Raw genomic sequence first — 21925 nt, 5'->3', positions numbered from 1 at the left:
ATCCAGAGTGCCCTGCTGCAGCCTTGGCTGCAGCAGGGCTGCCTCGGTGGGTCAGCCGAGCTGTCCCTTCTGCACAGCGCTGATGAACCCGGTCCATGCTGCGGCTTGCACCCGTAGCTGCTGCCCGCGCAGCTGCTTGCTGTCGCGCACGGCTGTGCTGCCCTCGATGAAGGCCGTTTCCACGCACTCGGTCTCATTGCCGCCGCTATACGTCGACTTGAACCAGGCGGAGTTTGGAATCTCAGTGGTCGCTCGTCGCATCCTTCAGGTCCTCCTTGGCACGGCTGATCAGCTCCCGTGATGCCTCGATGTCCAACGCTTGTGCGCGCAGGTATTCGAACGCAAGCCGGTAGCGGTTCAGTTCCGCCTCCTTCTCCATGAAGACGGAGCCGATGTGAAGGTCGACGTACACCACATCAAGGGAGGGCTCTGCGCCGCCGAGGATGACGAAACTGCCGAGGGCTGCGCAGTGTGCGCCAAGGGCGAAGGGGAGGACCTGAAGTGTGATGTTTCCTGACCCGCCGACGGAGAGCAGATGGCTGAGTTGCTCATGCATGATCTCGGGGGAGCCCATGACGCGGCGGATGACGGATTCATCGAGGATGGCCCAGAGGTGAGGGGCCTTGGGGCGGGCGAGGATCTCCTGGCGCCGCATGCGGATATCCACAAGGCGTTCGATCTCTTCAGGCGATCGGCGCATCTCGTTGGCCTGCTGTAGCGCGGTGGTGTATCTCCGGGTCTGGAGCAGACCAGGTACGTACACACAGGAGAAGTGGTCCTCGCGCACAGCCTCGTCTTCGAGGGTGAGCATCAGGTTCATCGTCTCCGGGATGTGGTCAGCAAATGAGCTCCACCACCCCTGCTGCTTCGCATCCTTGGCAAGAGCGACAATGGCCGTGCGCTCAGGGCCACTTGCTCCGTACTCACGGCAAAGAGCATCGACCACCAGCCATTTGACCGGCCCCTCGGTCGTCTCGTACCGGCTGACCGTGGCTTTGGACACCCCAACGAGCTGACCGGCTTCCTCCAGAGTCATCCCCTTGCGGGCACGCAGCTTGCGTAGCGTTGCGCCGAGGTGGCGTCGGCGGGTCGTGGCCCTCGCTGGCATGTGGGTCCCTTCCAGTCCGGCCGGAACACTGACCGGCTGACCCAATGAGGCTAGATGGGGACTGAGTTGACGTACTACCAGATTCACTCGATCCATTCGCGTGAGAAGTTACACAGCGAGACTTCTCGATGCCATACTCGCACCGAGGCGCTACGCAGTGCAGTCGTACGGATACGGCAGGCGCAGCACTGATGTGGCCAGGGAGGGAGTACCGGCATGATTAGTCGCGGCAACGCTCAGATTCCACACCGATACGTGATTCCGTTCAGGGCGTACCCCGACGTGTTGTCCAGCCTCCGGCGGGCCGTGAGGGCGGAGCTGCGCCCCTGGGGCCTGGCAGGTCTAGCGGACGAGACTGGGCTCGTAGTGACCGAGCTCGCGACGAACGTGGTCAAACACGTAGGTATCGGAAGTGCTGCCACCCTCGTCCTCGAGTTGCACGCTGCCTGTATCCGCGTGGAGATCCACGACACGAGCTACAAGGTTCCGGTCCTCGCTGAGGAGGGTTGGCCGTCGGAGTGTGGCCGCGGCCTCCATCTGCTGTCCGCGATGGCGCGCGACTGGGGCACCCTCGTGACGGCATCGGGGAAGGCGGTCTGGTGCGAGCTTTCGGTCGCCGCAGACGGTGCGTGCACTCGTATTCAGCGAGCCAATGCGGTCCTCGGCGACTACCGGGCGCTGGCCGGACCGGCGGTCGCGCCGTTGCTCAGCTGCCCGCGAGCCTACGAGGAGACAGCGGTCAGTCTGATCGCTGACCTGCTTCACTGGCTAGCCGCCCAGGGGGCTGTCCCTGACGATGTCCTTGACCGAGCGCAACTGAAATACGAAGCCGAACTGGATGCTGCCGCGTGAACACCCAGGTGGTGGCCGGGTCCGCCCAGCTGGCCGGAGCGGGTGGTGCTGTCTCAGCCTCCAGGACTGCAGGGGTGAGCCAGGGGTCTCCGGAGCGGGCCTCGCGGCAAGTGCGGTGCCACCGGAATTCCCGACCGCCCAGCGTGGTCTCGCCACGACGGGATACTGGGCTGCCCGAGTTTCTCGACGTGCGCGATTCTGCGGTCCATCGCGAGCGATCGCCACACGGAGTGCTCGACGGCTGTTGCAGTGCCTGCGTACAGGCTGGCAGCGGCTGGTCAAGGGGCCATGCAGGCCCACGCGTCGCGGGCAATATCGTAGGCGTGTCCGCTGTCACGTGCGGGACGGTCGGGGCGCGATGATGTGTGACGCAAACTTGGAGGCGGTCGCGTTGTCAGTGGGGTCTGTCACCCTCAGTGATGACTGGTGCCAATCGGCACCAGTCGGGCACGTCTGGAAGGAGGGTGCATGACCGGCACTGAGAGGAAGTTCTCCTCGGTTGAGATTTGCGCCGGGGCGGGTGGGCAGGCGCTAGGCCTGCATAAGGCGCTGTTCAAGCATCTCGCGCTGATCGAGATCGACCCCAATGCGGTAGCCACGCTCCAGGAGAACGTGCAGGGCAACGCCGAATGGGGGGACTGTGAGGTGATTCAGGCTGACCTCACTGAGCTCGCCCCGGAGGAGCTGAGAACGAGACTGCGGTTGGATCCTGGAGATCTGGACCTGTTGGCCGGCGGGGTCCCATGCCCGCCGTTCAGCGTCGCGGGGAAGCAGCTGGGGCCGGACGATGAGCGGGACCTGTTCCCGACGATGCTCAATCTCGTCGAAGAGCTGGAGCCCAAGGTCGTAATGATCGAGAACGTCCGGGGGCTGCTGGAGCCTGAGGAGAAGTTCCGCGAGTATCGCAGGTCGATCCTGGGGGAACTCGAGTCCCTGGGCTACGGGAAGTGCTACTGGGACGTCCTGGAAGCCAAGGACTATGGGGTCCCGCAGCTCCGTCCGCGCGCCATCCTGGTGGCGATGAAGAAGGCGTTCGTTCCGTTCTTTCCGACTCGGAAGCCGAAGGCGCTCCCCCTAGTGACAGTCGCAGCGGCGCTGGAGGACTCCATGCGCGAACGCTTTAAGGACGTCGACGACCCGCGGGCCGACGAGAGGCTTGAGCGGTGGCTGGAGATGGCGTCGAGAGGCGTTGCCCCCACACTCGTCGGTGGCTCAAAGAAGCATGGCGGCGCGGACCTCGGCCCGACCCGGGCCAAGAAGGCCTGGGAACACCTGGGTGTGTGCGGGCTCGGTGTTGCGAACAAGCCGGAGGACATGGAGCGCCTGAAGAGCAAGGAGCGTGATCTCTTTGCGGCTGCGGGCCCTAAGCTCACGGTGACCCAGGCGGCACTTATCCAGGGATTCCCGAAGGAATGGGAATTCACGGGCAAGAAGACCGCAGCGTACCGGCAGGTGGGGAACGCCTTCCCGCCGCCGGTCGCTCAGGCGGTGGGCGAGCAAATCAGGGAAGCACTCGAGGCGGCCATGAAGGCCGGGGTCAAGGCGCCGGTGCGGCAGGAGCGAGCCAAGGTCGGGGAGCTGAACAGCGGAGAGCTCTTTAGCATGGCCGATCTGTCAGCCCCCGTCATTCCGGAGCCGACTGACCGTCGCAGCGATCGTGAGGGCGCAGTCGTCGGGTGACTCGTGCTCCCAGAATCGGAGCACGGTCCACCCGGCCGCGCGGAGGCGCTGGTCAGTGTCGAGGTCACGGGCCATATTGCGCGTGACCTTGCCCGACCAGTAGCTGGGGTTGGTCTTGGGCGGGACGTAGTGCTCGGGGCAACCGTGCCAGTAACAGCCGTCGATGAAGACCGCGACCTTCGATGGGCGGAAGACCATGTCAGCCGTCCGGCGAAGATCGGGTAGCGGCCTGGCCGCTACCCGATAGCGCAGACCTTGCGCGTGAACGAGTCGTCGGATCAAACGCTCAGGCGCCGTGTCCCGGCTGCGGATGGCCTGCATGTTCCGGCGACGGGCAGCCGAAGAGGCCCAGGAACCTGGCGGCGGGTCCCAGTCGCTGCCACTGCTGCTACCCATCCTTTGGAATGCCCGCCCTCTCGAGAATCCGCTGCTTTTCACCCGTGGTGAGTGCCTTGCTCTGTCGGACCTTGTTTCTCACTATAGCGGGAATCATGGCGAAGTCTATTTCGAGAGAACGCAGTTCGTAGACATTGATTCCTTCCAGCTCGTACCAAGCGAGGTCGAATCCGAGCTCGCGCAGCTCGCGGGCTCTCCGCTCGGTGTGCACATCGTCTGCAGTCACAATGCGCAGCATTGCTGAAGGTACCGGTTGCGCCAAGTTCTCTAGAAGTAAGGAGAAGAGGCGCTCGTGAGTCTTGCTGCCATATGGACTCTTGAGAAGATTCGCCGGAACGATGTCTACATAACGAGCAGTCATCTCTTTCTGAATTTCTGTATGCAGTGCCCGGAACTTCTGGTTCTCAGGCGGCAGGTGCATCAGCATTCGGGACTGTATAGCTCGCGCGGTGATGTCCTTGGCGTACGTGTAAGCCTCGAACAGCGACTGAGGGTTCCCAGGGTCTGGATTCACTTGATCTGCAATCTCCGAAAGGAGGTTCTTCAAGGCATGCCGTGCGTCCGGCTGGAGCTGGCGCCACAGATCCTCAGGCGACTGCTGACTGGTCACGGGGTGACTCCGTTCTTCAGGTGGGCGTGGTTCACGGCTCTGGCTATTGATCGTCTGTCCGCTCGAAGTCCAGCTGTCGGGCGGCAAGCTGCTGAAGGATTTGCCTGTCGTGGCGCGACGCACTTGTGACGGTCTGAGCAAACCAAGGCGCTATCCACGATGAACTCCGGTAGGGCCATTCACCCAGGTGGAGACGGCGTCCGGGCAGCCACGTAGGAGCCGGCTGTATCGCCGAGCGAGTCGCCGGTGCTACGGCCACGTCTGGTTCGTCGTCGAAGCGCGGGCGCCGGTCCAGCTGTGCGGTGACGCCGATCAGCCACCAGGTGAACAGCAGGCGAGAAGCCGCGTCATTGATGTTGTCCAGAAGGGATTCATCCAGGACTGCAGCATCGAATGCCGCTGCGATAAGTTCTTGCCCTGGCTGAACATGGACGGCTTCCTGCTCTGAGATCACAACCTCGACGAGATGCTTGGCTGCGCGGTCGATCTCTGCATAGGTCTCGTCGGCGATCTCCGCGTCCAGAAAGCGGTTCACGCCCCGGTAGAACTCACCTGGTGTCTCGATCCGCAGTTCGGCCCCCGTGCGCGTCCTCAACTCGCTTGCCAGAGAAGGCCAAGGACGGGAACTCAAGCCGTTGCCGGCTGGCTGGTACCAGTCGTCCTTCGTGTCATTGGAGACGAATAGCAAATGGGAGCGCTCTGGCGAGTCCGCCATATGTCCGATCGTCTCCTCCCAGAGGAGGAAGTCACCGGACGAGGAGAGTGGTGTCCCTTTTCCTTCGTCAGCGAAGCCTGGCGGGATGCGGTTAGGGAACCTGTACGACGAGGCTTCATCAACGCGCCGCCGGAGCTCGGCAGGATCGGGTGGCTCGGCGATCTTGTCGCCGAATAGTGCAGCCACTTGGGAGAGTACGGGGTCACCCCTGTTCACGGATGAAATGGCAAGGTCGTACTCCTTGAGCCTTTGGACGTGATTGCCGAGGGCTTTGCTCCACTCACCATGCAGCGCCTTAACGGCCTCATCGGAGATCTCAGATTCAAGTGCTTCCTTGGCCGTGGCGTCCTGTGCATACTTGATCAACAAGTCTTGGACAAGCTTCCGCGCGTCCACAATCGCCGTGCGTGCCTCTCCGAGCTTCTTCTGGAGAGCTTTGGAGGCATCTTCCAGGGCCTTCTTCCTGCCGATGATGATGCGATGGCGGTTCTGGACAAACTCGAGCCCGACCTGATGTGGGAGCCACAACCGATGCTGCACACTCCGCAGGGCTCCCATGACCTGCTCACGGGCAGCAGGTGTGTATTCGTAAAGGCTCAGCAGCACGTTTGTGTCAAGTACGACGGTCCCCTGCCTGAAGAACTGTTCCCGGTCAGGTCCGTCCTCGGACGGGCTGTTCTGAATCCAGTCCCGGTACTGCCTGATCAGCGGGTACTCGCCGTCCGGGCCGTCCACTGGTCAACTCCTGTGTGTAGAAGGGGGATCGGTGAAGTGGATGATCCACTTACCGTATGGCTTGTGGCTTCGCAGGAGAAGATCGCACGTGCGCGAGCGACCAGGCCATCCAGCGTCCGGCAGGCCATCTAGGCTGATGTGTCATGGCGAGGGACGACTTCGAGGTGAGTACAGGCTGTGTGTCAGTCTCGCCGGTCGGCGCTAGCGGGATGGGAGCTTTGGGGCGGGAACGTCCACGCTCTCCCCATCGCCTACTGCGACCCAATGGCAACCATCAAGCTCAACAGATGGGCGGTCGACATGATGAGGCTGGGCCCGTGCGACCTGGAAACTGACGAACTCGCCTTTCTCTGGGATAGGTCCCCCCAGTGCCTGAGCTACGGCTCGGTGGTTCGCAGAGTCCCCGGGAATGATGATGCCCTCCTGCCGGAGGGCTGGCCGCGATCGCGTTCCGCTCTTGTCGTCGCGGACACGAGCCATGTAATCGTGCTGCTGGCCCAGAGTTCTCACGACATTGCGATCAATCCGGCGTCGCTGGACGCGCCGGAATAGCTCGTTGATCCGCCGCTGCCCTGATGTAGGCGCGAGGATCGCATCTCGTATATCTGAATCCAGATGTAGCAGAAGATTTTCCTTCAGCGGCTCTCTGCGCCAGAGCCACGTGATCATCGACCGGTGGGCTTGCGTGAGCCTGAACTTCCCATCGCGATTGCCTTTCTTGGTGATGTTCCCGCTCGTTGTCAGTCTCTTGCGATCCGCGCGGAACAAGCCGGCGCTCCAGAGACCCTGGTGGTCGTCCGCCCAGACGACGAGGCAGATCTCATCCAAGGCCTCCGGTGGGATCATCCAGCCGAATTCCTTCTGAGAGAACTTGCAGTCCACCTCAATGCCTTCGATCAGGTAGTCCATGTCCTGCCCGCTGAGGAAGTCGAACTCCCGCAGCAGATTGATCTCTACCAGCGTGCCCGCGTGCGTCTTTTCGGTCTTGTGAAGGTCGTTCCAGTCGAAGCGTCCTGTGTGCTCCCCGTCGAGCAATTGATCAATGGTGTCCCGGAGGACCTGGCCGAAGCGCTGGCCGTCCGGGTCGAGCGCTATCAAGTACTGGTGAACCAACATGAGTTGAGGATCATCGCAGACGCCAGGTGCAGGTCCTGGCGGGTCGAACAGGGTCACTCACGGCTCCTTCTGAGGACTACTGGGGATGCCTCAACGTCACTTTTTGGGACTTGTGGACCTCGCAGGTGTGCCCGACACATCGAAGTCCCTGAACGGCGTCGGCGCGCGTTGAGCGCGTGCAGGCAAAGACGGCTCAACAGAGCGCGAGGCGCAGGGCGCAGTGCGGGAGGCGCCCAGGTCAACAGGCAGTCGAGAGCCTCACGGCTGATTCGGCCCCCCGTGGCAGTCCCGGTACACACGCCCCGACCCGCACCAGCACGCCGCCCCCCTCGCCGGGGGCCACGCCACCGCCCGGCCCCGTGCCGCCAGCGTTGTCGCGTACTGCGGGAGCAGGTCCGCGTTCGAAGGGGAGGACTGTTCCGAGGCTGCGAAGGCCTCGTACGACGGGACCGTGCCCGTCACGATGCCCAGGTTGCCCGTGCCCGTGGCCGACAGGTCCCGCAAGGACGCTTCGAGGTCCGTCAGGTGGGCCTCGTGGGTCGGGTATTCGCGTTCCAACTCGGGGTAGGCCGCGAGCAGTTCGTCCAGTTCCGGTTCCGGCCAGTGGAGGACCGCCACCGGGAAGGGGCGGGACAACGCCGAGCGGTAGGAGCCGAGTTCGGAGCGGAGGCGGGCGATTTCTGCCTGGAGTTCGGCCGGGTTGTCGGAGCCCAGGGCCCACAGGCGCTTCGGGTCGTGGAGTTCGTCCAGGGAGATGTCTCCCGGGTGGACCCGGTCCGCCAGGGCGTCGCGGTCGTCGTGGGGGAGGCCCAGGAGGCGGCGGACGCGGTGGCGGCCGGCCAAGAGGGACTGGGTGGCGTAGGGGACCTCGTCGTCGTCCGCGGGGAGCAGCAGGTCCAGGGCCGTGGTGAAGCAGTCGTGGGACGCCTCGAGCTCGTCGTGGGACTCCAGCGTCTCCGCGATGATCTCCCAGGGTGCCGCGTCCGCCGGGGCCGCCGTGCGGATGCCGTTGATCAGGGCGCGGGCCTCGGCCTCGTGGCCGTACTCCCACAGGTTCGCGGCCTGGAGGGCCTTGATCAGCAGGGTGTGTTCGGAGTCCGTCGCGAGGAGGCTGTCGTAGAGGGTGGAGGCGCGTTCGCGGTCGCCTGCCAGCTCAAGGTGGGCCGCGGCTTGGAGGAGCAGTTGCTCGTCGTCCTCGGGGTACTGCGCGGCGGTACGCAGCAGGCGCTCGGCTTCGGCGATGTGATCGGCAGGCGTGTCGGGGCGCATGGTGGACACCGTACTGCTGTACGGCGGTTCGGCGGGATGAAGCCCATACGAGAGGGCTGATGGGAACCGGCGTACGGATCTGGTGACTTCGGCGGTCAGCACCTATCGTGCGCCCGTGCGGGAGCGGATGGCGGTCGTCGTGCAGGGGCGCGGCTCGCGGCGGCGGGCCATGCTCGCCCGTGGGCTGTGGGCGGGTGCCGAGGTCGCCGTCACCCTCGGGGTCGTCGTGCTCCTCCTCGTCGTGCACCAGCTGTGGTGGACCAACCGGCAGGCCCGCGAAGGCGCCGAGCACAAGGTCCGTGCCCTGGAGCAGGAGTGGGGCAGCCCAGCAGGTGAGGACAGTGAGGAAGGGGATATTCCGGGAGGAAGCGGGGAGCCCGAAGCTGCTGCGTCGAGTGAGCCTGGAAGCACCGACCCCGGGCCGTCCACCCGGCCGAGACCCCGCTGGGACCAGGCCTACGCCGTCCTCCGCATCCCCCGCCTCGGCGTCATCGCCCCCGTCGCCCAGGGCATCGCCAAGCGGGGAGTCCTCGACAAGGGGTACATCGGGCACTACCCCGGAACCGCCCAGCCCGGCGAGGCCGGGAACTTCGCCGTCGCCGGGCATCGCAACACCCACGGCGAGCCCTTCCGCCACATCAACCGGCTCCGCGACGGTGACCAGGTCCAGGTCGAGACGCGCCAGGGGGTGTACCTCTACGTGGTCGACGCCTCGCTGGCGCAGACCTCGCCCCGCGACACGGGAGTGATCGCCCGCGTCCCGCGCAGCATCGTGAAGCCCTCCGCCGGATACAGCGAGCCCGGCTACTACCTCACCCTCACCACCTGCACGCCCGAGTTCACCTCCACCTACCGGCTCGTCGTCTGGGGGAAGCTGAAGTCCGTGCGGCCCCGCCAGAGCTAGCAGCCGTCGTGTATAACGGCTGAAGGGTCAGAGGACCGATCCGAACGATCTGAGAGGGGGAGTGGGCATGGGACAGCGTCGGCTGCTGCAGTCGGTTCGGCCCGCCGCGCTCCTGCTGTTCCTCCTCGTCGAGGTCTTCCTCATCGACGGCGGCAGCCTCTCCGCCGCGCTCGCGCTCGCCGCGACCGCCACCGCTGCCGCCGGTTCCGCGCTCGTCGTCTGCGCCGTCATCACGGCGCGCTGTGCGCCCGTCGTGCCCCGCACCCGGGTCCGCACCGCCATCCGCGACCGCGAGCAGCGCACCGCCTTCCTGCCCCAGCGTGATCCCGACGCGAAGGGGCGGACCAGGCCCCGAGCGCCCGGCCGTGCCCTCCTGACGGCCGCGTAGGGAAACCCACTCGTACACACCCTTCGCGGGCGTCATGCCGACGTATGTCCTCATCCCGGCACGACGAGACCCTCGGAGGGCTCACCCATGTCCGTTTTCGCCAGCCTGGTCGCACAACTCGCCGACCTGCTGCAGCCGCTGTTCCACGCGTCCGCCACCGCCGCCGCGATCGTCCTGTTCACCGCGCTCGTACGGCTCGCCGTGCATCCCCTCTCGCGGGCTGCCGCCCGCGGGCAGAAGGCCAAGGCCAGGCTCTCGCCGCAGATCGCCGAGCTGCGCAAGAAGCACGCCAAGAACCCGGACCGTATGCAGAAGGCGCTCCTGGAGCTGCACGCCAAGGAGAAGGTCTCGCCCCTGTCCGGCCTTCTGCCGAGCCTGCTGCAGGTGCCCGCCTTCTTTCTCATGTATCACCTGTTCTCCAGCGCGCGGATCGGCGGCGAGCCGAACGGCCTGCTCTCGCACACCCTCTTCGCCGCGCCCCTCGGTGACCGCTGGTCCGACGCCCTCGCGCACGGCGGGGTCTTGGGCGGGGCCGGGCTGGTGTACCTCGTGCTCTTCACGATCGTCGCCGCCGTGGCGACGTACAACTACCGGCGTACGAAGCAGCAGATGGCGGCCGCGCCCCTGGTTGCCGACCAGCAGCTGCCCGGCATGGGGGCGATGAGCGCGATGACGAAGGTCATGCCGCTGCTCTCCTTCTTCACGCTGCTGACCGTGGCGTGGGTGCCGCTGGCCGCCGCGCTCTACATCGTCACCAGCACCACCTGGACCGCTGTCGAGCGGGCGTTCCTCTACCGGGACATGCCTGTCGCCGGCGCGCTTGCTACCGCCGCGTAAGGGTCCAGGTTGTGAACGGGGTATTGCGGAGTGGTCGGCTGTCTTGGAGGATCAGCCAATCCTCAGATCCTCCCGATGGCCGCTACCCATCGTCGGGGCTCGCACTCGACCAGGGGAGATTGACCATGAAGCTGCTGCGTGTCGGCACTGCGGGAGCCGAGCGACCGGCCCTGCTCGACCAGGACGGTACGACCCTGCGGGACCTGTCCGGCCTTGTCGCGGACATCGACGGAGAGCTGCTCGCCGACGCGTCCGCCCTCGCCCGGATACGGGCCGCGGCGGACGCGGGCGAGCTGCCCGTCCTTGAGGCCGACGGCCTGCGGACCGGTGCGCCGGTCGCCCGTGTCGGCAAGGTCGTGTGCATCGGGCTGAACTACCACGACCATGCCGCCGAGACGGGCGCGGACGTCCCGGCCGAGCCGGTCGTCTTCTTCAAGGCCGCCGACACGGTGGTCGGGCCGAACGACACCGTGCTGGTGCCGCGCCGCAGCCGCAAGACCGACTGGGAGGTCGAGCTCGCGGTGGTGATCGGGCGCACGGCGCGCTACATCGAGGACGACGAGGACCCGCTGTCGTACGTCGCCGGGTACACGGTCGCGCACGACGTCTCGGAACGCGAGTTCCAGATCGAGCGCGGCGGCACCTGGGACAAGGGCAAGAACTGCGAGACGTTCAACCCGCTGGGCCCCTGGCTCGTGACGGCGGACGAGGTCCCCGACCCGCAGGCGCTGAGCCTGAAGCTGTGGGTCAACGGCGAGCTCAAGCAGAACGGCTCCACCGCGGACCAGATCTTCCCGGTGGCCGAGGTCGTGCGCTACGTGAGCCAGTTCATGACCCTGTACCCCGGCGACGTCATCAACACGGGGACGCCGGCGGGTGTGGCACTCGGCCAGCCGGAGCCGAAGCCGTTCCTGCGGGCGGGCGACGTGGTGGAGCTGGAGATCGACGGGCTCGGGCGGCAGCGCCAGGAGCTCAAGGACGCGTAACCCGCAGTTATGGCCCGGCGCGGGGTTCGGGACCGGTCCCGTATCCCCGCGCCGGAGTCAGTGACCGCCTCGGTGGGCCGAGATGAAGCGCTCCAGCGCCTCGACCACCATGGCGTGATCCTCGGCCTGCGGCAGGCCCGAAACCGTGACCGTGCCGACGACGCCCGCGCCCTCGACGGTGATCGGGAACGAGCCGCCGTGGGCCGCGTACAGGTTCGGGTCGAGGCGCGAGGAGTCCTCGAAGGTCGTGCCCTTCGCGCGGTGGCGGGCGCCGACGAGGAACGAGCTCTCGCCGTAGCGCTCGACGACCCGGCGCTTGCGGTCGATCCACGCGTCGTTGTCGGCGCTCGACCCCGGCAGCGCACAGTGGAAGAGCTGCTGTGTCCCGCGGCGGATGTCGATCGCGACCGGGGCCTCGCGCAGATGGGCCATTTCGACCAGCAGGCTGCCGAGCGCCCAGGCGTCGTCGTGGGTGAAGCGGCGCAGCGCCAGCTTGCGTTCCTGGGCCTCGATCTCCTCGACGGTGAGCGGGGCGGGAGTGGGAAGGGTCATGCCGGGACCTCCACGGTGATTCCCTCGCGGGCGGAGCGGCGTGCGGCCTCCAGCACGTCCAGCGCGTCCGCCGCCTCCTGGGCGGTGACCGGCGGGGGTGTGCCGTCGCGCAGGGCGGCGGCGATCGCGGCGTAGTACGCGGGGTAGTCGCCCGGGGCCGACTCGACCGGGCGGCCGCCGTCGCCCGCGCCGATCCGGCCCCACTGGGACTCCGGCTCGACGCCCCATGCGTCCTTGTCCCCGGTCGGGCGAGCGCCGTCGCGCAGGGCCGCCTCCTGCGGGTCGAGGCCGTACTTCACGTATCCGGCCTTCGAGCCGAGTACCCGGAAGCGGGGGCCGAGCTGTGCGGTCGTGGCGCTCATGTACAGGTGCGAGCGGACACCGCTCGTGTGCGTGAGCGCGAGGAAGGTGTCGTCGTCGGTCCTGGCGCCGTGGCGGCGCATGTCCGCCTCGGCGTACACGCGCTCGACCGGGCCGAACAGGGTCAGCGCCTGGTCGACTACATGGCTGCCCAGGTCGTACAGCAGGCCGCCGATCTCCTGAGGGTCGCCCGACTCGCGCCAGCCGCCCTTGAGTTCGGGCCGCCAGCGCTCGAAGCGGGACTCGAAGCGCTGTACGTCGCCGAGTTCGCCGGCCGCGATCAGCTGCACCAGTGTCAGGAAGTCGTTGTCCCAGCGGCGGTTCTGGAAGACGGAGAGCAGCAGGCCGCGCTCCTCGGCGAGGGCGGCGAGCTCACGCGCCTCGGCGGCGGTGCCGGCGACCGGCTTGTCGACGACGACCGGGAGACCGGCCTTGAGGGCGGCGGTGGCGATCGGGACGTGGGTCTTGTTGGGGGAGGCGATCGCGATCAGTTCGAGCTCGTCCGCGCGCTCCCACAGCTCGTCGGGCGAGGCCGCGAAGCGTACGCCGGGGAACACGGCCAGGGCCTGCTGCCGGCGCTCCGGGTTCGAGGTGACGATCGTGTCGAGGGCGAGGCCCTCGGTAGCGGCGATCAGCGGGGCGTGGAAGACGGAGCCCGCCAGGCCGTACCCGACGAGGCCGACGCGAAGGGGAGTGCGGGTGCCGGTGCCAGTCATGTCTTCCACTTAAGCAACGGTGTTGCCAAAGTGCAAGCGCAGAGGACAATGGGATCCGTGAAGCCCATGAACCGAACCATCAACGGAGTGAATCTGCCCGCGCTGCGCAGCCACAACGCGGCCCGGGTGCTCGATCTGCTGCGTACGGCCGGTGAGAGCGGCATCAGCCGCATGGAGCTGGCCGGGCGCACCGGGCTGACACCGCAGGCGGTCAGCAAGATCACCGCGCGGCTGCGGGAGGAGGGCCTGGCGGCGGAGGCGGGCCGCCGCGCGTCCACCGGCGGCAGACCCGGCACGGTGCTGCGCCTGGTCCCCTCGGCGGGACACGCGGTGGGCCTGCACCTGGACCGCGACGAACTGACGGCCGTCCTGCTGGACCTGTCGGGCGCCCCGGTCGCGGTGCGCACCGCTTCTCTCGACCTTGGCTCGGGGGCCAAAGCGGTCATGGAGCGGGTGGCGGGCGAGGTGGAGGCGCTGTCCACGGCCGGCGGGCGCGTCCTCGGGGTCGGCGTCGCCATGCCCGGGCCCCTCGATCACGCCACCGGTATCGCCCGTCGCGTCACCGGGTTTCCCCAGTGGGACGGCTTCCCTCTCCGGGATGCCCTCGCCGTTCGGCTCGGGCACGCCGTCGTACTCGACAAGGACACCAATGCCGCCGCCCTCGGGCTCGCCCTTCGGGGAGCCGGGGAGTCGTTCGCGTATCTCCACCTCGGGACCGGGCTCGGCGCCGGGCTCGTCCTCGGCGGGGCGCTGTACCGGGGCGCGCGCACCGGGGCGGGGGAGTTCGGGCATCAGGTCATTCATCTCGACGGGCCGCAGTGCGAGTGCGGCAGGCGCGGGTGCATCGAGGCGCTGTGCCTCGAAGCCGTCGGCCTCGGGGATCTGGACCGGGCCGCGGGGGTGCTGGGGATCGGTGCCGCCAATCTCGTCGAACTCCTCGACATCGACCGCGTACTGCTCGGCGGCCGGGTCGTGGCCGCCGACGCCGAACCGTTCGTACGCGGTGTCGGCGAGCGGGTCCGCGTCCCGGTGGCCCTCGCCGAAGGGGGCGCGCACGTCGTCGCCGAAGGCGCCGCGCAACTGGTCCTTGCCCCCCTCTTCGGGCGGGCCGAGGTGGCTGTTACCGCACCGAAAATAGGCTGATAGGGCGGATCTGCGCGGCTGATCGGACCTGCCCGGACGTGGCGACCGGTCAGCGCCGCGCGCGCGTGGAAGGGTCTGGCTGCATGACCGGGTGTCCCCCCGGGGTTCGTACGCAGCCGAGCAGCAAAGGTCCCCCATGCGACTGCGCAATGCCCTCGCCGTCGGAGTCACCGCGGCCACCATCGCGCCCGCGGTGCTCACCGGCGCGGCCGCGACAGCCGCAGCCGTGACCGCCCGCGCTGCCGCCGAGACCCTCGCGGGGCCCGCCGCACCGCCGCTTCCCGGACGCCCCGGCGACCAGCTGCCCACCTGCGGCACGGTGTCCGACCCCGACTTCCCCATCGACACCCGTATCCACGGCGGTCCCGCCGTTCACCACCCCGGCGGCGGCTTCAAGGAGTGGTCCGTGGACCTCGCCAACACCACCGGCGAGAGGTGCGGCAACATCCACCCGGTGATCGTCCTCACCGCCCGCGACCCGGGACTCACGCCCGCCCGCCTCGCGCTGGAGTTCTACGACGCCGCGGCGGCCCGCTGGCGCCCCGTGACCCTGGAGACGACCGCCGAGGACGAGATCGTCGGCGCCTTCGACGGCGGATTCCCCGGCTTCGTCGTCCCCGCCCACAAGTCGGTCACCGTCAAGGTCCGCCTCGCCCTGGCCGCCGACACCCCGCCCAACCAGGTCACGGTCAACGCCGCGGTCGTCCAGCGCCAGGGCGACGACGGCGACTGGGTCGGGGAGTCCGGCGACTACCGCTTCGCCGTCCTCGACGGCGGCGGCACCGCCGCGGCCGACACCGTCGACGAACTCGCCACCACCGGCACCGGCACCCTCCTCCGCCACGGCGCGGCCCTCGGCGCGGTCCTGCTCGCCACCGGGATGCTCGTGCTCGCGCAGCGCCGGAGGCGTGCGGGCCGCCGCTGATCGTTCACATACGTCTGCGAACATCCCCTGGTGGACTACCCGAACGACCAGGCGCCCGGCGCCCCTGTCCGCTCCGGCATCCCGGAGCACGGACGCATCCCCAAGTACTACGCCGTCAAGGCCCATATCTCCCTCCTGATCGAGGAGTTGGGCGAGGGAGGACTGCTGCCGACGGAGCGTGAACTCGCCGTACGGTACGAGGTCTCGCGCGAGACGGTGCGTCAGGCACTGCGCGAACTCCTGCTGGAGGGCCGGCTGCGCCGCCAGGGCCGCGGCACGGTCGTCGCGGGCGCCAAGCTGGAGCAGCCGCTCTCGCTCGCCAGCTACACCGAGGGCGTACGCCGCCAGGGACGCACCCCCGGCCGTACGCTCATCAGCCTCGACCGCTTCCCCTGCAACGACGCGCTCGCCGCCGACATCGGCGTGGCCCGCGGCGAGCCCGTATGGCACATGGAGCGGGTGCTGCTCGCCGACGACGAACGCGTCGGCCTGGAGAGTACGTACGTCTCCGTGGCCCGAGCGCCGCGCCTGGACGCCGACTTCGACCCCGACTCCTCCTTCTACGCCTATCTGCGCGAGCGGCTCGGGATCTCCTTCGGCGACGCGGACGAGCGGATCGAGACGGTGCTCGCGACCCCGCGCGAGGCGCTGCTGATCGGCACGCCCCCTGCCCTGCCGATGCTGCTGATCCACCGCCTCTCGCGGGACACGGCGGGCAGCCCGCTGGAGCGGGTCCGCACCCTCTACCGCGGCGACCGCTTCAGCTTCACGGCCCATCTGGGCCGGCAGAACTGAGCTGACGCGATTTCTCTGCGCCCTCTGGACACCTCGCGCGGATAACGAGACGGTAACGGGTCTAGGCCAAGATTGAGGGCCCGTTCACCGTCCCGTTGCCGACCGGCCCCGTACGGGACACCAACCCCGAGGAGCTTTGGCGTCGTGAGAGTCATCGTCGTAGGAGCCGGCGTGGTGGGAACCATGCACGCCTGGCACGCAGTGGAACGCGGCCACGAGGTCGTACAGATCGAGCGCGAGAGCGAGGCACGAGGCGCGAGCCTGCGCAATTTCGGCCAGATATGGGTCAGCGGCCGCGCGGGCGGCGAGGAGCTCGAAACCGCCCTGCGCGCCCGTGAGCTGTGGGAGTCCATCGGGGCCCGCGTGCCCGGGCTCGGCTTCCGGGCCATCGGCTCGCTCACTCCGGTACGCAGCGACCTGGAGCTGGCCGTCGCCGAGGCCGCCGTCGCGCGGCCCGACGCCCCGGCCCGCGGCTACAAGCTCGTCACCGCCGACGAGGCGCGCCGGATCAACCCCGCCCTGCGCGGCTCCTTCACCGCCGCCCTGTGGTGCGAGCGGGACGCGGCCGTCGAGCCCCGGCCCGCCCAACTTGCCCTGAAGGAGGCGCTGCTGGCCTCCGGCCGCTACACCTACCTCGGCGGGCGCGAGGTCCGCGACGTGCTCGGTGACGGATCCGTCCGCGACGACCACGGCGACGTACACACCGGCGACGCCGTCGTCCTGTGCCCGGGCGCGGCGCTCTCCGGTCTCGTCCGCGAGCTCGTCCCCGACCTGCCCGTGCGCCGGGTGCGCCTGCAGATGATGCAGACCGACCCGCTCGGCGAGCCGCTGACCACCTCGGTCGCCGACGCCGACAGTTTCCGCTACTACCCGGCCTACGCGAGCGAGGCCCTGGACGCGCTCAACGCCGGACAGGACCAGACGCCGACCGCCGCCGCACACAAGATGCAGCTGCTGATGGTGCAGCGCCGCGACGGCGGGCTGACCATCGGCGACACCCACGAATACGAGCATCCCTTCGCCTTCGACACGATCGAGGACCCGTACGAGCACCTCACCGAGGTCGTCGAGTCCTTCCTCGGCAGGCCGCTGCCGAGGATCCGCCGCCGCTGGGCGGGGGTGTACGCGCAGTGCACCGACACCAGCCGCGTCGTCCACCGGCAGCAGGTGCGCGACGGAGTGTGGCTGGTGACAGGGCCGGGCGGGCGCGGCATGACCTGCTCGCCCGCCATTGCCGAAAAGACCGCGAACGAACTGGGCTGGTGAAGAAGTTGAACGAGATGAACCTCGTCGTACTGGACATGGCGGGCACCACCGTCGCCGACGGAGGCCTCGTCGAGCAGGCCTTCAGCGCCGCCGCCGAGCGGCTCGGCGCGGATCCCGCCACGATGATCGACTACGTCCGCGCGACGATGGGCGAGTCGAAGATCTCCGTCTTCCGGCACCTCTTCGGAGACGAGACGAAGGCGCAGGCCGCGAACGCCGCGTTCGAGGAGGCGTACGGCGCACTCGTCGACGGCGGACGCATCGCGCCGATTCCCGGCGCGCGGGAGGCGATCGAGCACCTGCGCGACCAGGGGCGCACGGTCGTCCTGACCACCGGTTTCGCCCGCACCACGCAGGACGCGATCCTGGCCGCGCTCGGCTGGCAGGGCCTGGTCGAACTCACTCTCTGCCCGGCCGACGCGGGCGGCCGCGGCCGCCCCTACCCCGACATGGTGCTCGCCGCCTTCCTGCGCACCGGCGCGGTGGACGGCGTCCGGCAGATCGCGGTCGTGGGGGACACCTCGTACGACATGCTCAGCGGCGTACGGTCCGGCGCGGGCATCGTCGCCGGCGTGCTCACCGGCGCGCACGACATGGAGCAGCTGCAGACGCACGGCGCGACCCATGTGCTCGGATCCGTCGCCGAGTTGCCGGAGCTCCTGGCCGGGGCAGACCGATGACCAGCGGCATCCGCTTCGAGAACCTCTCGGTCGCGTACGGGAAGAACCTCGTGCTCGACTCGCTCGACCTCACCGTCGAGCCGGGCGAGGTCATGGCGCTGCTCGGGCCCTCGGGCTCGGGCAAGACCACGGCGCTGCGGGCCGTCGCCGGATTCGTGCGGCCCGTCTCCGGGCGGGTGTTCATCGGCGACCGCGATGTCACCGGACTGCCGCCGTACCGGCGGGGGATCGGGATGGTCGTCCAGCAGTACGCCCTCTTCCCGCACATGCGGGTCGCGGAGAACGTGGCCTTCGGCCTCAAGGCGCAGAAGGCACCGAAGCGAGAGATACCGGCGCGGGTCGCCGAGGCCCTGGAGATGACCGGGATGGCGGCGTACGCGCAGCGCTATCCGCGCGAGCTCTCCGGCGGTCAGCAGCAGCGCGTCGCGATCGCGCGGGCGCTGGCGATCCGGCCCGGCGTACTGCTCCTCGACGAGCCGCTGTCGGCACTGGACGCGCAGCTCAGGTCCGGGATGCTGGCGGAACTTGCCCGGCTGCACCGGGAGTTGCCGGACGTCTCGATCCTGTACGTCACGCACGACCAGGTCGAGGCGCTTACGCTCGCGGACCGGATCGCGGTGATGGACAGGGCGCGGCTGCGGGACTGCGGCACGCCGCAGGAGCTGTACCGGCGGCCGCGTACGGAGTTCACGGCGTCGTTCGTCGGCAACGCGAATCTGTTGCCGGTGACCGTCGGCGCGGGGGCGGTGTCCTTCGGCGGGGCCGAGCTGAAGGTGTCCACGGACCGCGTCCCGTCCGGCACGACCGCCACCTTGTGCGTACGGCCGCACCTCGTCGGACTCGGCGACGGACCGAACGCGCTGCGCGGGACGATCGCGGAGGTCCAGTGGCGGGGTGCGACGCACCGGTTGTACGTGGATGTGGACGGGCACCGCGTCAAGGCGGACGTCCGCGAGCTGCGGGACACGCCGGTGCTGGGGGACGCGGTCACCGTGCACTTCGCGCCGGAGGACGCGGTGTTGCTGGCGGGCGGGGTGAGCGGTGAGTAGCGCGCCCCCGGCGGCGGGGGTTGTGCCCGTACTGTCCCAGGGCCCTTCGGGCCCGGGAGGTGCCCCCAGCGCCCTCGCGGAACGCAGGCTCACAAAGGTCCTGTGGGTGCTTCCGCCCGTCGCCGTCCTGGCGCTCGTCTTCCTGTATCCCCTCGCGCTCGTCGTACAGGAGTCCCTCTCACCCGGCGCCTACTCCGACGTCTTCGGCTCCCAGGCCTTCCGCGACGCCCTGGCCACCACCGTCTGGCTCGCCGTCGGTGCCACCGTCGGGTGTCTCGTCCTCGGGTTCGTCCTCGCGCTGATCATCGCCTTCGTGCCCTTCCCGGGTGGCAAGGCGGTCGCCAAGTTCATCGATGTCTTCCTCTCCTTCCCCTCCTTCCTCATCACGCTCGCGCTGCTCTTCGTCTACGGCACCGTGGGGATGGCCAACGGACTGTGGACGGACGTCACCGGCGCGGCCGAGGGGCCCTTCCACTTCCTCACCACCCCCTGGGGCGTACTCCTCGCGGAGATCACCTACTTCACACCCTTTGTGATGCGCCCCCTCCTGGCCGCCTTCTCGCAGCTCGACACCGCCCAGCTGGAGGTCGCCTCCTCGCTCGGGGCGCGGCCCGCGCGGATCGTGCGGCGGGTGATCCTGCCCGAGGCGCTGCCCGCGCTCGCCGCCGGCGGGAGTCTCGTACTCGTCATGTGCCTCAACGAGTTCGGCATCGTCCTGTTCACCGGGGCCAAGGGTGTGACCACCCTGCCGATGCTCGTCTACGGCAAGGCGATCCTCGAGTCCGACTATCCGGCCGCCTGCGTCGTCGCCGTCGTCAACATCGCGATCTCCGTGGGTCTTTACAGCCTCTACCGAATGGTCAGCCGCCGTGTTGGTGCATAGCCGCAAGGGGAAATGGGCCACCTGGGCGCTCTTCCTCGTCCTGTTCCTGCCGCTCTTCGCGCTGCCGCTGCTCGTCATCGTCGCCGCGTCCTTCTCGACGCACTGGTCCGGCGCCTTCCCCTCCGGGCCGACGACCGAGCACTACAGCGCTGCCGTACGCGGTGAATCCCTCCAGGCCCTCACCACCAGCCTGGTCACCGCCGTCACGGCCAGCCTGCTCGCCCTCACCGTCGGGAGCTGGGCCGCCATCGCGGCCGCCGGGCTCAAAAAGCGCGGGCGGCGCGTGCTCGACGCGCTGTTCGTGCTGCCCGTCGCCGTCCCCTCCGTCGTCGTCGGCCTGGCGATCCTCGTCGCCTTCTCCAAGCCCCCGATGCTGCTCAACGGCACCCGCTGGATCGTGATCCTGGCGCACACCGTGCTTGTCACGGCGTTCGCCTACCAGTCGGTCGCCGCAGCCATCATCCGTCTTGACCCGATGTACGAGCAGGCGGCGGCGAGCCTCGGCGCCCGCCCCTCGTACGTCCTGTTCCGGGTGAAACTCCCACTCCTGCTGCCGTCGCTCACCGCGGCCGCAGGGCTCTGCTTCGCCCTGTCCATGGGCGAACTGAGCGCCACGATGATGCTCTACCCGCCCGACTGGATGCCGCTGCCGGTGCTCATCTTCACCGCCACCGACCGCGGGTCCCTCTTCACCGGATCGGCCCTCGCGGTCGTCCTGATGGGCACGACGCTCCTCGTCCTGCTCGCCGTCTCCCGCATACGCACCAAAGCCTCTTACCGCTAGGAGAAGCACACGCCATGCACAGCCACCTCAAGCCGATCGCCGCCGTGATCGGCAGCCTCGCACTCGCCGCCTCCCTCACTGCCTGTGGCGGCTCGGCCGCCGCCGAAGAGAAGGTCGTCACCGTCTACAGCGCCGACGGCCTCAAGGGCGAGAAGGGCGACGGCTGGTACGACCAGGTCTTCAAGGACTTCGAGAAGGAGACCGGCATCAAGGTCAAGTACGTGGAGGGCGGCTCGGGCGAGATGGTGCAGCGCGCCGCCCGCGAGAAGTCCAACACCCAGGCCGATGTCATCGTCACCCTCCCGCCCTTCATCCAGCAGGCGGACTCCAAGGGACTGCTCCAGGCGTACGAGCCCAAGGGCGCCGACAAGGTCAACGGCGCCGACAAGTCCGGTGACGGCAAGTGGACTTCGGTCGTCAACAACTACTTCGGCTTCATCTACAACAAGAAGGAGCTGACGCAGGCGCCCACCACCTGGGAGCAGCTCCTCGACGGCAAGTACAAGGACAAGCTCCAGTACTCCACGCCCGGCGTCGCGGGCGACGGCACCGCCGTGGTCATCAAGGCCATGCACGACTTCGGCGGCAAGGAGCCGGCGATGGCGTACCTGAAGAAGCTCCAGGCCAACAACGTCGGCCCGTCCTCCTCCACCTCCAAGCTCGCGCCCAAGGTCGACAAGGGCGAGATCCTCGTCGCCAACGGCGATGTGCAGATGAACTTCGCACAGTCCAAGTCCATGCCGAACATCGCGATCTGGTTCCCGGCGAAGGAGGGCGGCAAGCCCACCACCTTCGCGCTTCCCTACGCGGCTGGTCTGGTCAACAAGGCCCCGCACAGCGAGAACGGCAAGAAGCTCCTCGACTTCATGCTGACCGAGAAGGCGCAGAAGCAGGTCAGCGCGATCGGCGGCGGCTTCTCGGCCCGCAGCGATGTCAAGGCGACCGACGCCAACGCCATCGACCTCGCCAAGCTGCTCGAGGGCGTCGAGGTCTTCGAGCCGGACTGGAAGGACATCGACACCAACCTCCAGTCCTATGTGGACGCGTGGAAGTCCGCGACCGGCAGCTAAGAGTTCACCGGAAGCCTTCTGTTGCGGGACTGACTGTCGCGGAACGATAACGGGTACGGACCAACGCCCCCGGGAAACCGGGGGCGTTGCTCTGCCCGCAGACAAA

24 protein-coding genes are annotated in these 21925 nt (G+C 68.2%); 15 read left to right on the top strand and 9 right to left on the bottom strand.

The window, feature by feature from the left end; genetic code table 11:
• Window positions 1-51 precede the first annotated feature (51 nt).
• Together OG741_RS15445 and OG741_RS15440 are read right to left on the bottom strand one after the other, a co-directional pair.
• On the bottom strand, window positions 52-261 hold the full coding sequence (locus OG741_RS15445; RefSeq protein WP_405598142.1) for a DUF397 domain-containing protein: 210 nt from the start codon (window positions 259-261) through the stop codon (window positions 52-54).
• Window positions 242-1108 (bottom strand): helix-turn-helix domain-containing protein, encoded by an 867-nt coding sequence (locus OG741_RS15440; RefSeq protein ID WP_405598139.1) that lies wholly within the window; start codon window positions 1106-1108, stop codon window positions 242-244. Before OG741_RS15440 ends, OG741_RS15445 begins: the two co-directional genes overlap by 20 nt.
• Window positions 1109-1474: 366 nt before the next feature.
• On the opposite strand from OG741_RS15440, the gene OG741_RS15435 reads away from it, so the two are divergent.
• Entirely contained in the window at window positions 1475-1960 is a 486-nt protein-coding gene (locus OG741_RS15435; RefSeq protein ID WP_405598137.1) for an ATP-binding protein, read from the top strand.
• Between the two features lie 468 nt (window positions 1961-2428).
• Complete coding sequence (locus OG741_RS15430) at window positions 2429-3640, top strand: DNA cytosine methyltransferase (RefSeq protein ID WP_405598134.1); 1212 nt, start codon at window positions 2429-2431, stop codon at window positions 3638-3640.
• On the opposite strand, the gene OG741_RS15425 is transcribed toward OG741_RS15430, so the two are convergent.
• The 5 genes from OG741_RS15425 to OG741_RS15405 form a co-directional block, all read right to left on the bottom strand.
• Window positions 3575-4036, bottom strand: coding sequence for a very short patch repair endonuclease (locus tag OG741_RS15425; protein ID WP_405598131.1), 462 nt, complete (start codon window positions 4034-4036; stop codon window positions 3575-3577). The two genes, OG741_RS15430 and OG741_RS15425, sit on opposite strands and share 66 nt — an antisense overlap.
• Window positions 4029-4646, bottom strand: a complete 618-nt coding sequence (locus tag OG741_RS15420; RefSeq protein ID WP_405598128.1) for a hypothetical protein — start codon at window positions 4644-4646, stop codon at window positions 4029-4031. Before OG741_RS15420 ends, OG741_RS15425 begins: the two co-directional genes overlap by 8 nt.
• A 43-nt stretch (window positions 4647-4689) precedes the next feature.
• Window positions 4690-6096, bottom strand: a complete 1407-nt coding sequence (locus OG741_RS15415; protein ID WP_405598125.1) for a PIN-like domain-containing protein — start codon at window positions 6094-6096, stop codon at window positions 4690-4692.
• 201 nt (window positions 6097-6297) lie between these two features.
• A complete protein-coding gene (locus OG741_RS15410) occupies window positions 6298-7269 on the bottom strand; it encodes a NaeI family type II restriction endonuclease (protein WP_405598122.1) in 972 nt (323 codons plus the stop codon).
• A 201-nt stretch (window positions 7270-7470) separates the two neighbouring features.
• Window positions 7471-8481 carry an SEC-C metal-binding domain-containing protein gene (locus tag OG741_RS15405; protein WP_405598119.1) on the bottom strand — a complete coding sequence of 337 codons (1011 nt, stop codon included), beginning with the start codon at window positions 8479-8481 and terminating at the stop codon, window positions 7471-7473.
• Between the two features lie 127 nt (window positions 8482-8608).
• Here OG741_RS15405 and OG741_RS15400 point away from each other — a divergent pair, with 127 nt between their 5' ends.
• From OG741_RS15400 to OG741_RS15385, 4 genes are all read left to right on the top strand, one after another.
• Entirely contained in the window at window positions 8609-9385 is a 777-nt protein-coding gene (locus OG741_RS15400) for a class E sortase (protein ID WP_405605580.1), read from the top strand.
• Between the two features lie 67 nt (window positions 9386-9452).
• Window positions 9453-9773, top strand: coding sequence for a DUF6412 domain-containing protein (locus tag OG741_RS15395; RefSeq protein ID WP_405598116.1), 321 nt, complete (start codon window positions 9453-9455; stop codon window positions 9771-9773).
• 87 nt (window positions 9774-9860) lie between these two features.
• Window positions 9861-10610 (top strand): YidC/Oxa1 family membrane protein insertase, encoded by a 750-nt coding sequence (locus OG741_RS15390; RefSeq protein ID WP_405598113.1) that lies wholly within the window; start codon window positions 9861-9863, stop codon window positions 10608-10610.
• A 125-nt stretch (window positions 10611-10735) separates the two neighbouring features.
• Complete coding sequence (locus OG741_RS15385; RefSeq protein WP_405598111.1) at window positions 10736-11596, top strand: fumarylacetoacetate hydrolase family protein; 861 nt, start codon at window positions 10736-10738, stop codon at window positions 11594-11596.
• A 57-nt stretch (window positions 11597-11653) separates the two neighbouring features.
• Here OG741_RS15385 and OG741_RS15380 read toward each other — a convergent pair whose 3' ends face one another.
• Both OG741_RS15380 and OG741_RS15375 read right to left on the bottom strand, forming a co-directional pair.
• Entirely contained in the window at window positions 11654-12148 is a 495-nt protein-coding gene (locus OG741_RS15380) for a heme-degrading domain-containing protein (RefSeq protein ID WP_405598109.1), read from the bottom strand.
• A complete protein-coding gene (locus OG741_RS15375; protein WP_405605578.1) occupies window positions 12145-13224 on the bottom strand; it encodes a Gfo/Idh/MocA family oxidoreductase in 1080 nt (359 codons plus the stop codon). Before OG741_RS15375 ends, OG741_RS15380 begins: the two co-directional genes overlap by 4 nt.
• Window positions 13225-13290: 66 nt before the next feature.
• On the opposite strand from OG741_RS15375, the gene OG741_RS15370 reads away from it, so the two are divergent.
• From OG741_RS15370 to OG741_RS15330, 9 genes are all read left to right on the top strand, one after another.
• Window positions 13291-14367, top strand: coding sequence for an ROK family protein (locus OG741_RS15370; RefSeq protein WP_405598106.1), 1077 nt, complete (start codon window positions 13291-13293; stop codon window positions 14365-14367).
• Window positions 14368-14503: 136 nt separating this feature from the next.
• On the top strand, window positions 14504-15292 hold the full coding sequence (locus OG741_RS15365) for a hypothetical protein (protein WP_405598103.1): 789 nt from the start codon (window positions 14504-14506) through the stop codon (window positions 15290-15292).
• A 30-nt stretch (window positions 15293-15322) separates the two neighbouring features.
• Window positions 15323-16087 carry a GntR family transcriptional regulator gene (locus tag OG741_RS15360; RefSeq protein WP_405598100.1) on the top strand — a complete coding sequence of 255 codons (765 nt, stop codon included), beginning with the start codon at window positions 15323-15325 and terminating at the stop codon, window positions 16085-16087.
• Between the two features lie 144 nt (window positions 16088-16231).
• Entirely contained in the window at window positions 16232-17353 is a 1122-nt protein-coding gene (locus OG741_RS15355; protein WP_389371891.1) for a TIGR03364 family FAD-dependent oxidoreductase, read from the top strand.
• 14 nt (window positions 17354-17367) lie between these two features.
• Entirely contained in the window at window positions 17368-18033 is a 666-nt protein-coding gene (locus OG741_RS15350) for a phosphonatase-like hydrolase (protein ID WP_405605576.1), read from the top strand.
• A complete protein-coding gene (locus OG741_RS15345; RefSeq protein ID WP_405598097.1) occupies window positions 18030-19082 on the top strand; it encodes an ABC transporter ATP-binding protein in 1053 nt (350 codons plus the stop codon). The genes OG741_RS15350 and OG741_RS15345 overlap by 4 nt, the downstream gene beginning before the upstream one ends.
• A gap of 31 nt (window positions 19083-19113) precedes the next feature.
• Window positions 19114-19965: a 2-aminoethylphosphonate ABC transporter permease subunit gene (locus OG741_RS15340; RefSeq protein WP_405605574.1), complete on the top strand. Its 852-nt coding sequence runs from the start codon at window positions 19114-19116 to the stop codon at window positions 19963-19965.
• Complete coding sequence (locus OG741_RS15335; protein WP_266476103.1) at window positions 19952-20749, top strand: ABC transporter permease; 798 nt, start codon at window positions 19952-19954, stop codon at window positions 20747-20749. Before OG741_RS15340 ends, OG741_RS15335 begins: the two co-directional genes overlap by 14 nt.
• A 14-nt stretch (window positions 20750-20763) precedes the next feature.
• The gene (locus OG741_RS15330) at window positions 20764-21819 is read left to right on the top strand and encodes a 2-aminoethylphosphonate ABC transporter substrate-binding protein (protein WP_405598093.1); all 1056 of its coding nucleotides are present in this window, start codon (window positions 20764-20766) and stop codon (window positions 21817-21819) included.
• Window positions 21820-21925: the final 106 nt, after the last annotated feature.

Origin of the sequence: Streptomyces sp. NBC_01410 (assembly GCF_045040195.1) — a bacterium.
Classification (GTDB): domain Bacteria; phylum Actinomycetota; class Actinomycetes; order Streptomycetales; family Streptomycetaceae; genus Streptomyces.
Note: the sequence above shows the minus strand (reverse complement) of the source record. Positions and strands in the feature narration are given on the sequence as shown.

Bases quoted from the DNA above. Each gene is read 5' to 3' on its own strand.
- OG741_RS15445 (WP_405598142.1), bottom strand. From the start codon at position 261: ATGCGACGAGCGACCACTGAGATTCCAAACTCCGCCTGGTTCAAGTCG.
- OG741_RS15440 (WP_405598139.1), bottom strand. From the start codon at position 1,108: ATGCCAGCGAGGGCCACGACCCGCCGACGCCACCTCGGCGCAACGCTA.
- OG741_RS15430 (WP_405598134.1), top strand. From the start codon at position 2,429: ATGACCGGCACTGAGAGGAAGTTCTCCTCGGTTGAGATTTGCGCCGGG.
- OG741_RS15425 (WP_405598131.1), bottom strand. From the start codon at position 4,036: ATGGGTAGCAGCAGTGGCAGCGACTGGGACCCGCCGCCAGGTTCCTGG.
- OG741_RS15405 (WP_405598119.1), bottom strand. From the start codon at position 8,481: ATGCGCCCCGACACGCCTGCCGATCACATCGCCGAAGCCGAGCGCCTG.
- OG741_RS15400 (WP_405605580.1), top strand. From the start codon at position 8,609: ATGGCGGTCGTCGTGCAGGGGCGCGGCTCGCGGCGGCGGGCCATGCTC.
- OG741_RS15395 (WP_405598116.1), top strand. From the start codon at position 9,453: ATGGGACAGCGTCGGCTGCTGCAGTCGGTTCGGCCCGCCGCGCTCCTG.
- OG741_RS15390 (WP_405598113.1), top strand. From the start codon at position 9,861: ATGTCCGTTTTCGCCAGCCTGGTCGCACAACTCGCCGACCTGCTGCAG.
- OG741_RS15385 (WP_405598111.1), top strand. From the start codon at position 10,736: ATGAAGCTGCTGCGTGTCGGCACTGCGGGAGCCGAGCGACCGGCCCTG.
- OG741_RS15380 (WP_405598109.1), bottom strand. From the start codon at position 12,148: ATGACCCTTCCCACTCCCGCCCCGCTCACCGTCGAGGAGATCGAGGCC.
- OG741_RS15375 (WP_405605578.1), bottom strand. From the start codon at position 13,224: ATGACTGGCACCGGCACCCGCACTCCCCTTCGCGTCGGCCTCGTCGGG.
- OG741_RS15370 (WP_405598106.1), top strand. From the start codon at position 13,291: ATGAACCGAACCATCAACGGAGTGAATCTGCCCGCGCTGCGCAGCCAC.
- OG741_RS15365 (WP_405598103.1), top strand. From the start codon at position 14,504: ATGCGACTGCGCAATGCCCTCGCCGTCGGAGTCACCGCGGCCACCATC.
- OG741_RS15350 (WP_405605576.1), top strand. From the start codon at position 17,368: ATGAACCTCGTCGTACTGGACATGGCGGGCACCACCGTCGCCGACGGA.
- OG741_RS15345 (WP_405598097.1), top strand. From the start codon at position 18,030: ATGACCAGCGGCATCCGCTTCGAGAACCTCTCGGTCGCGTACGGGAAG.
- OG741_RS15330 (WP_405598093.1), top strand. From the start codon at position 20,764: ATGCACAGCCACCTCAAGCCGATCGCCGCCGTGATCGGCAGCCTCGCA.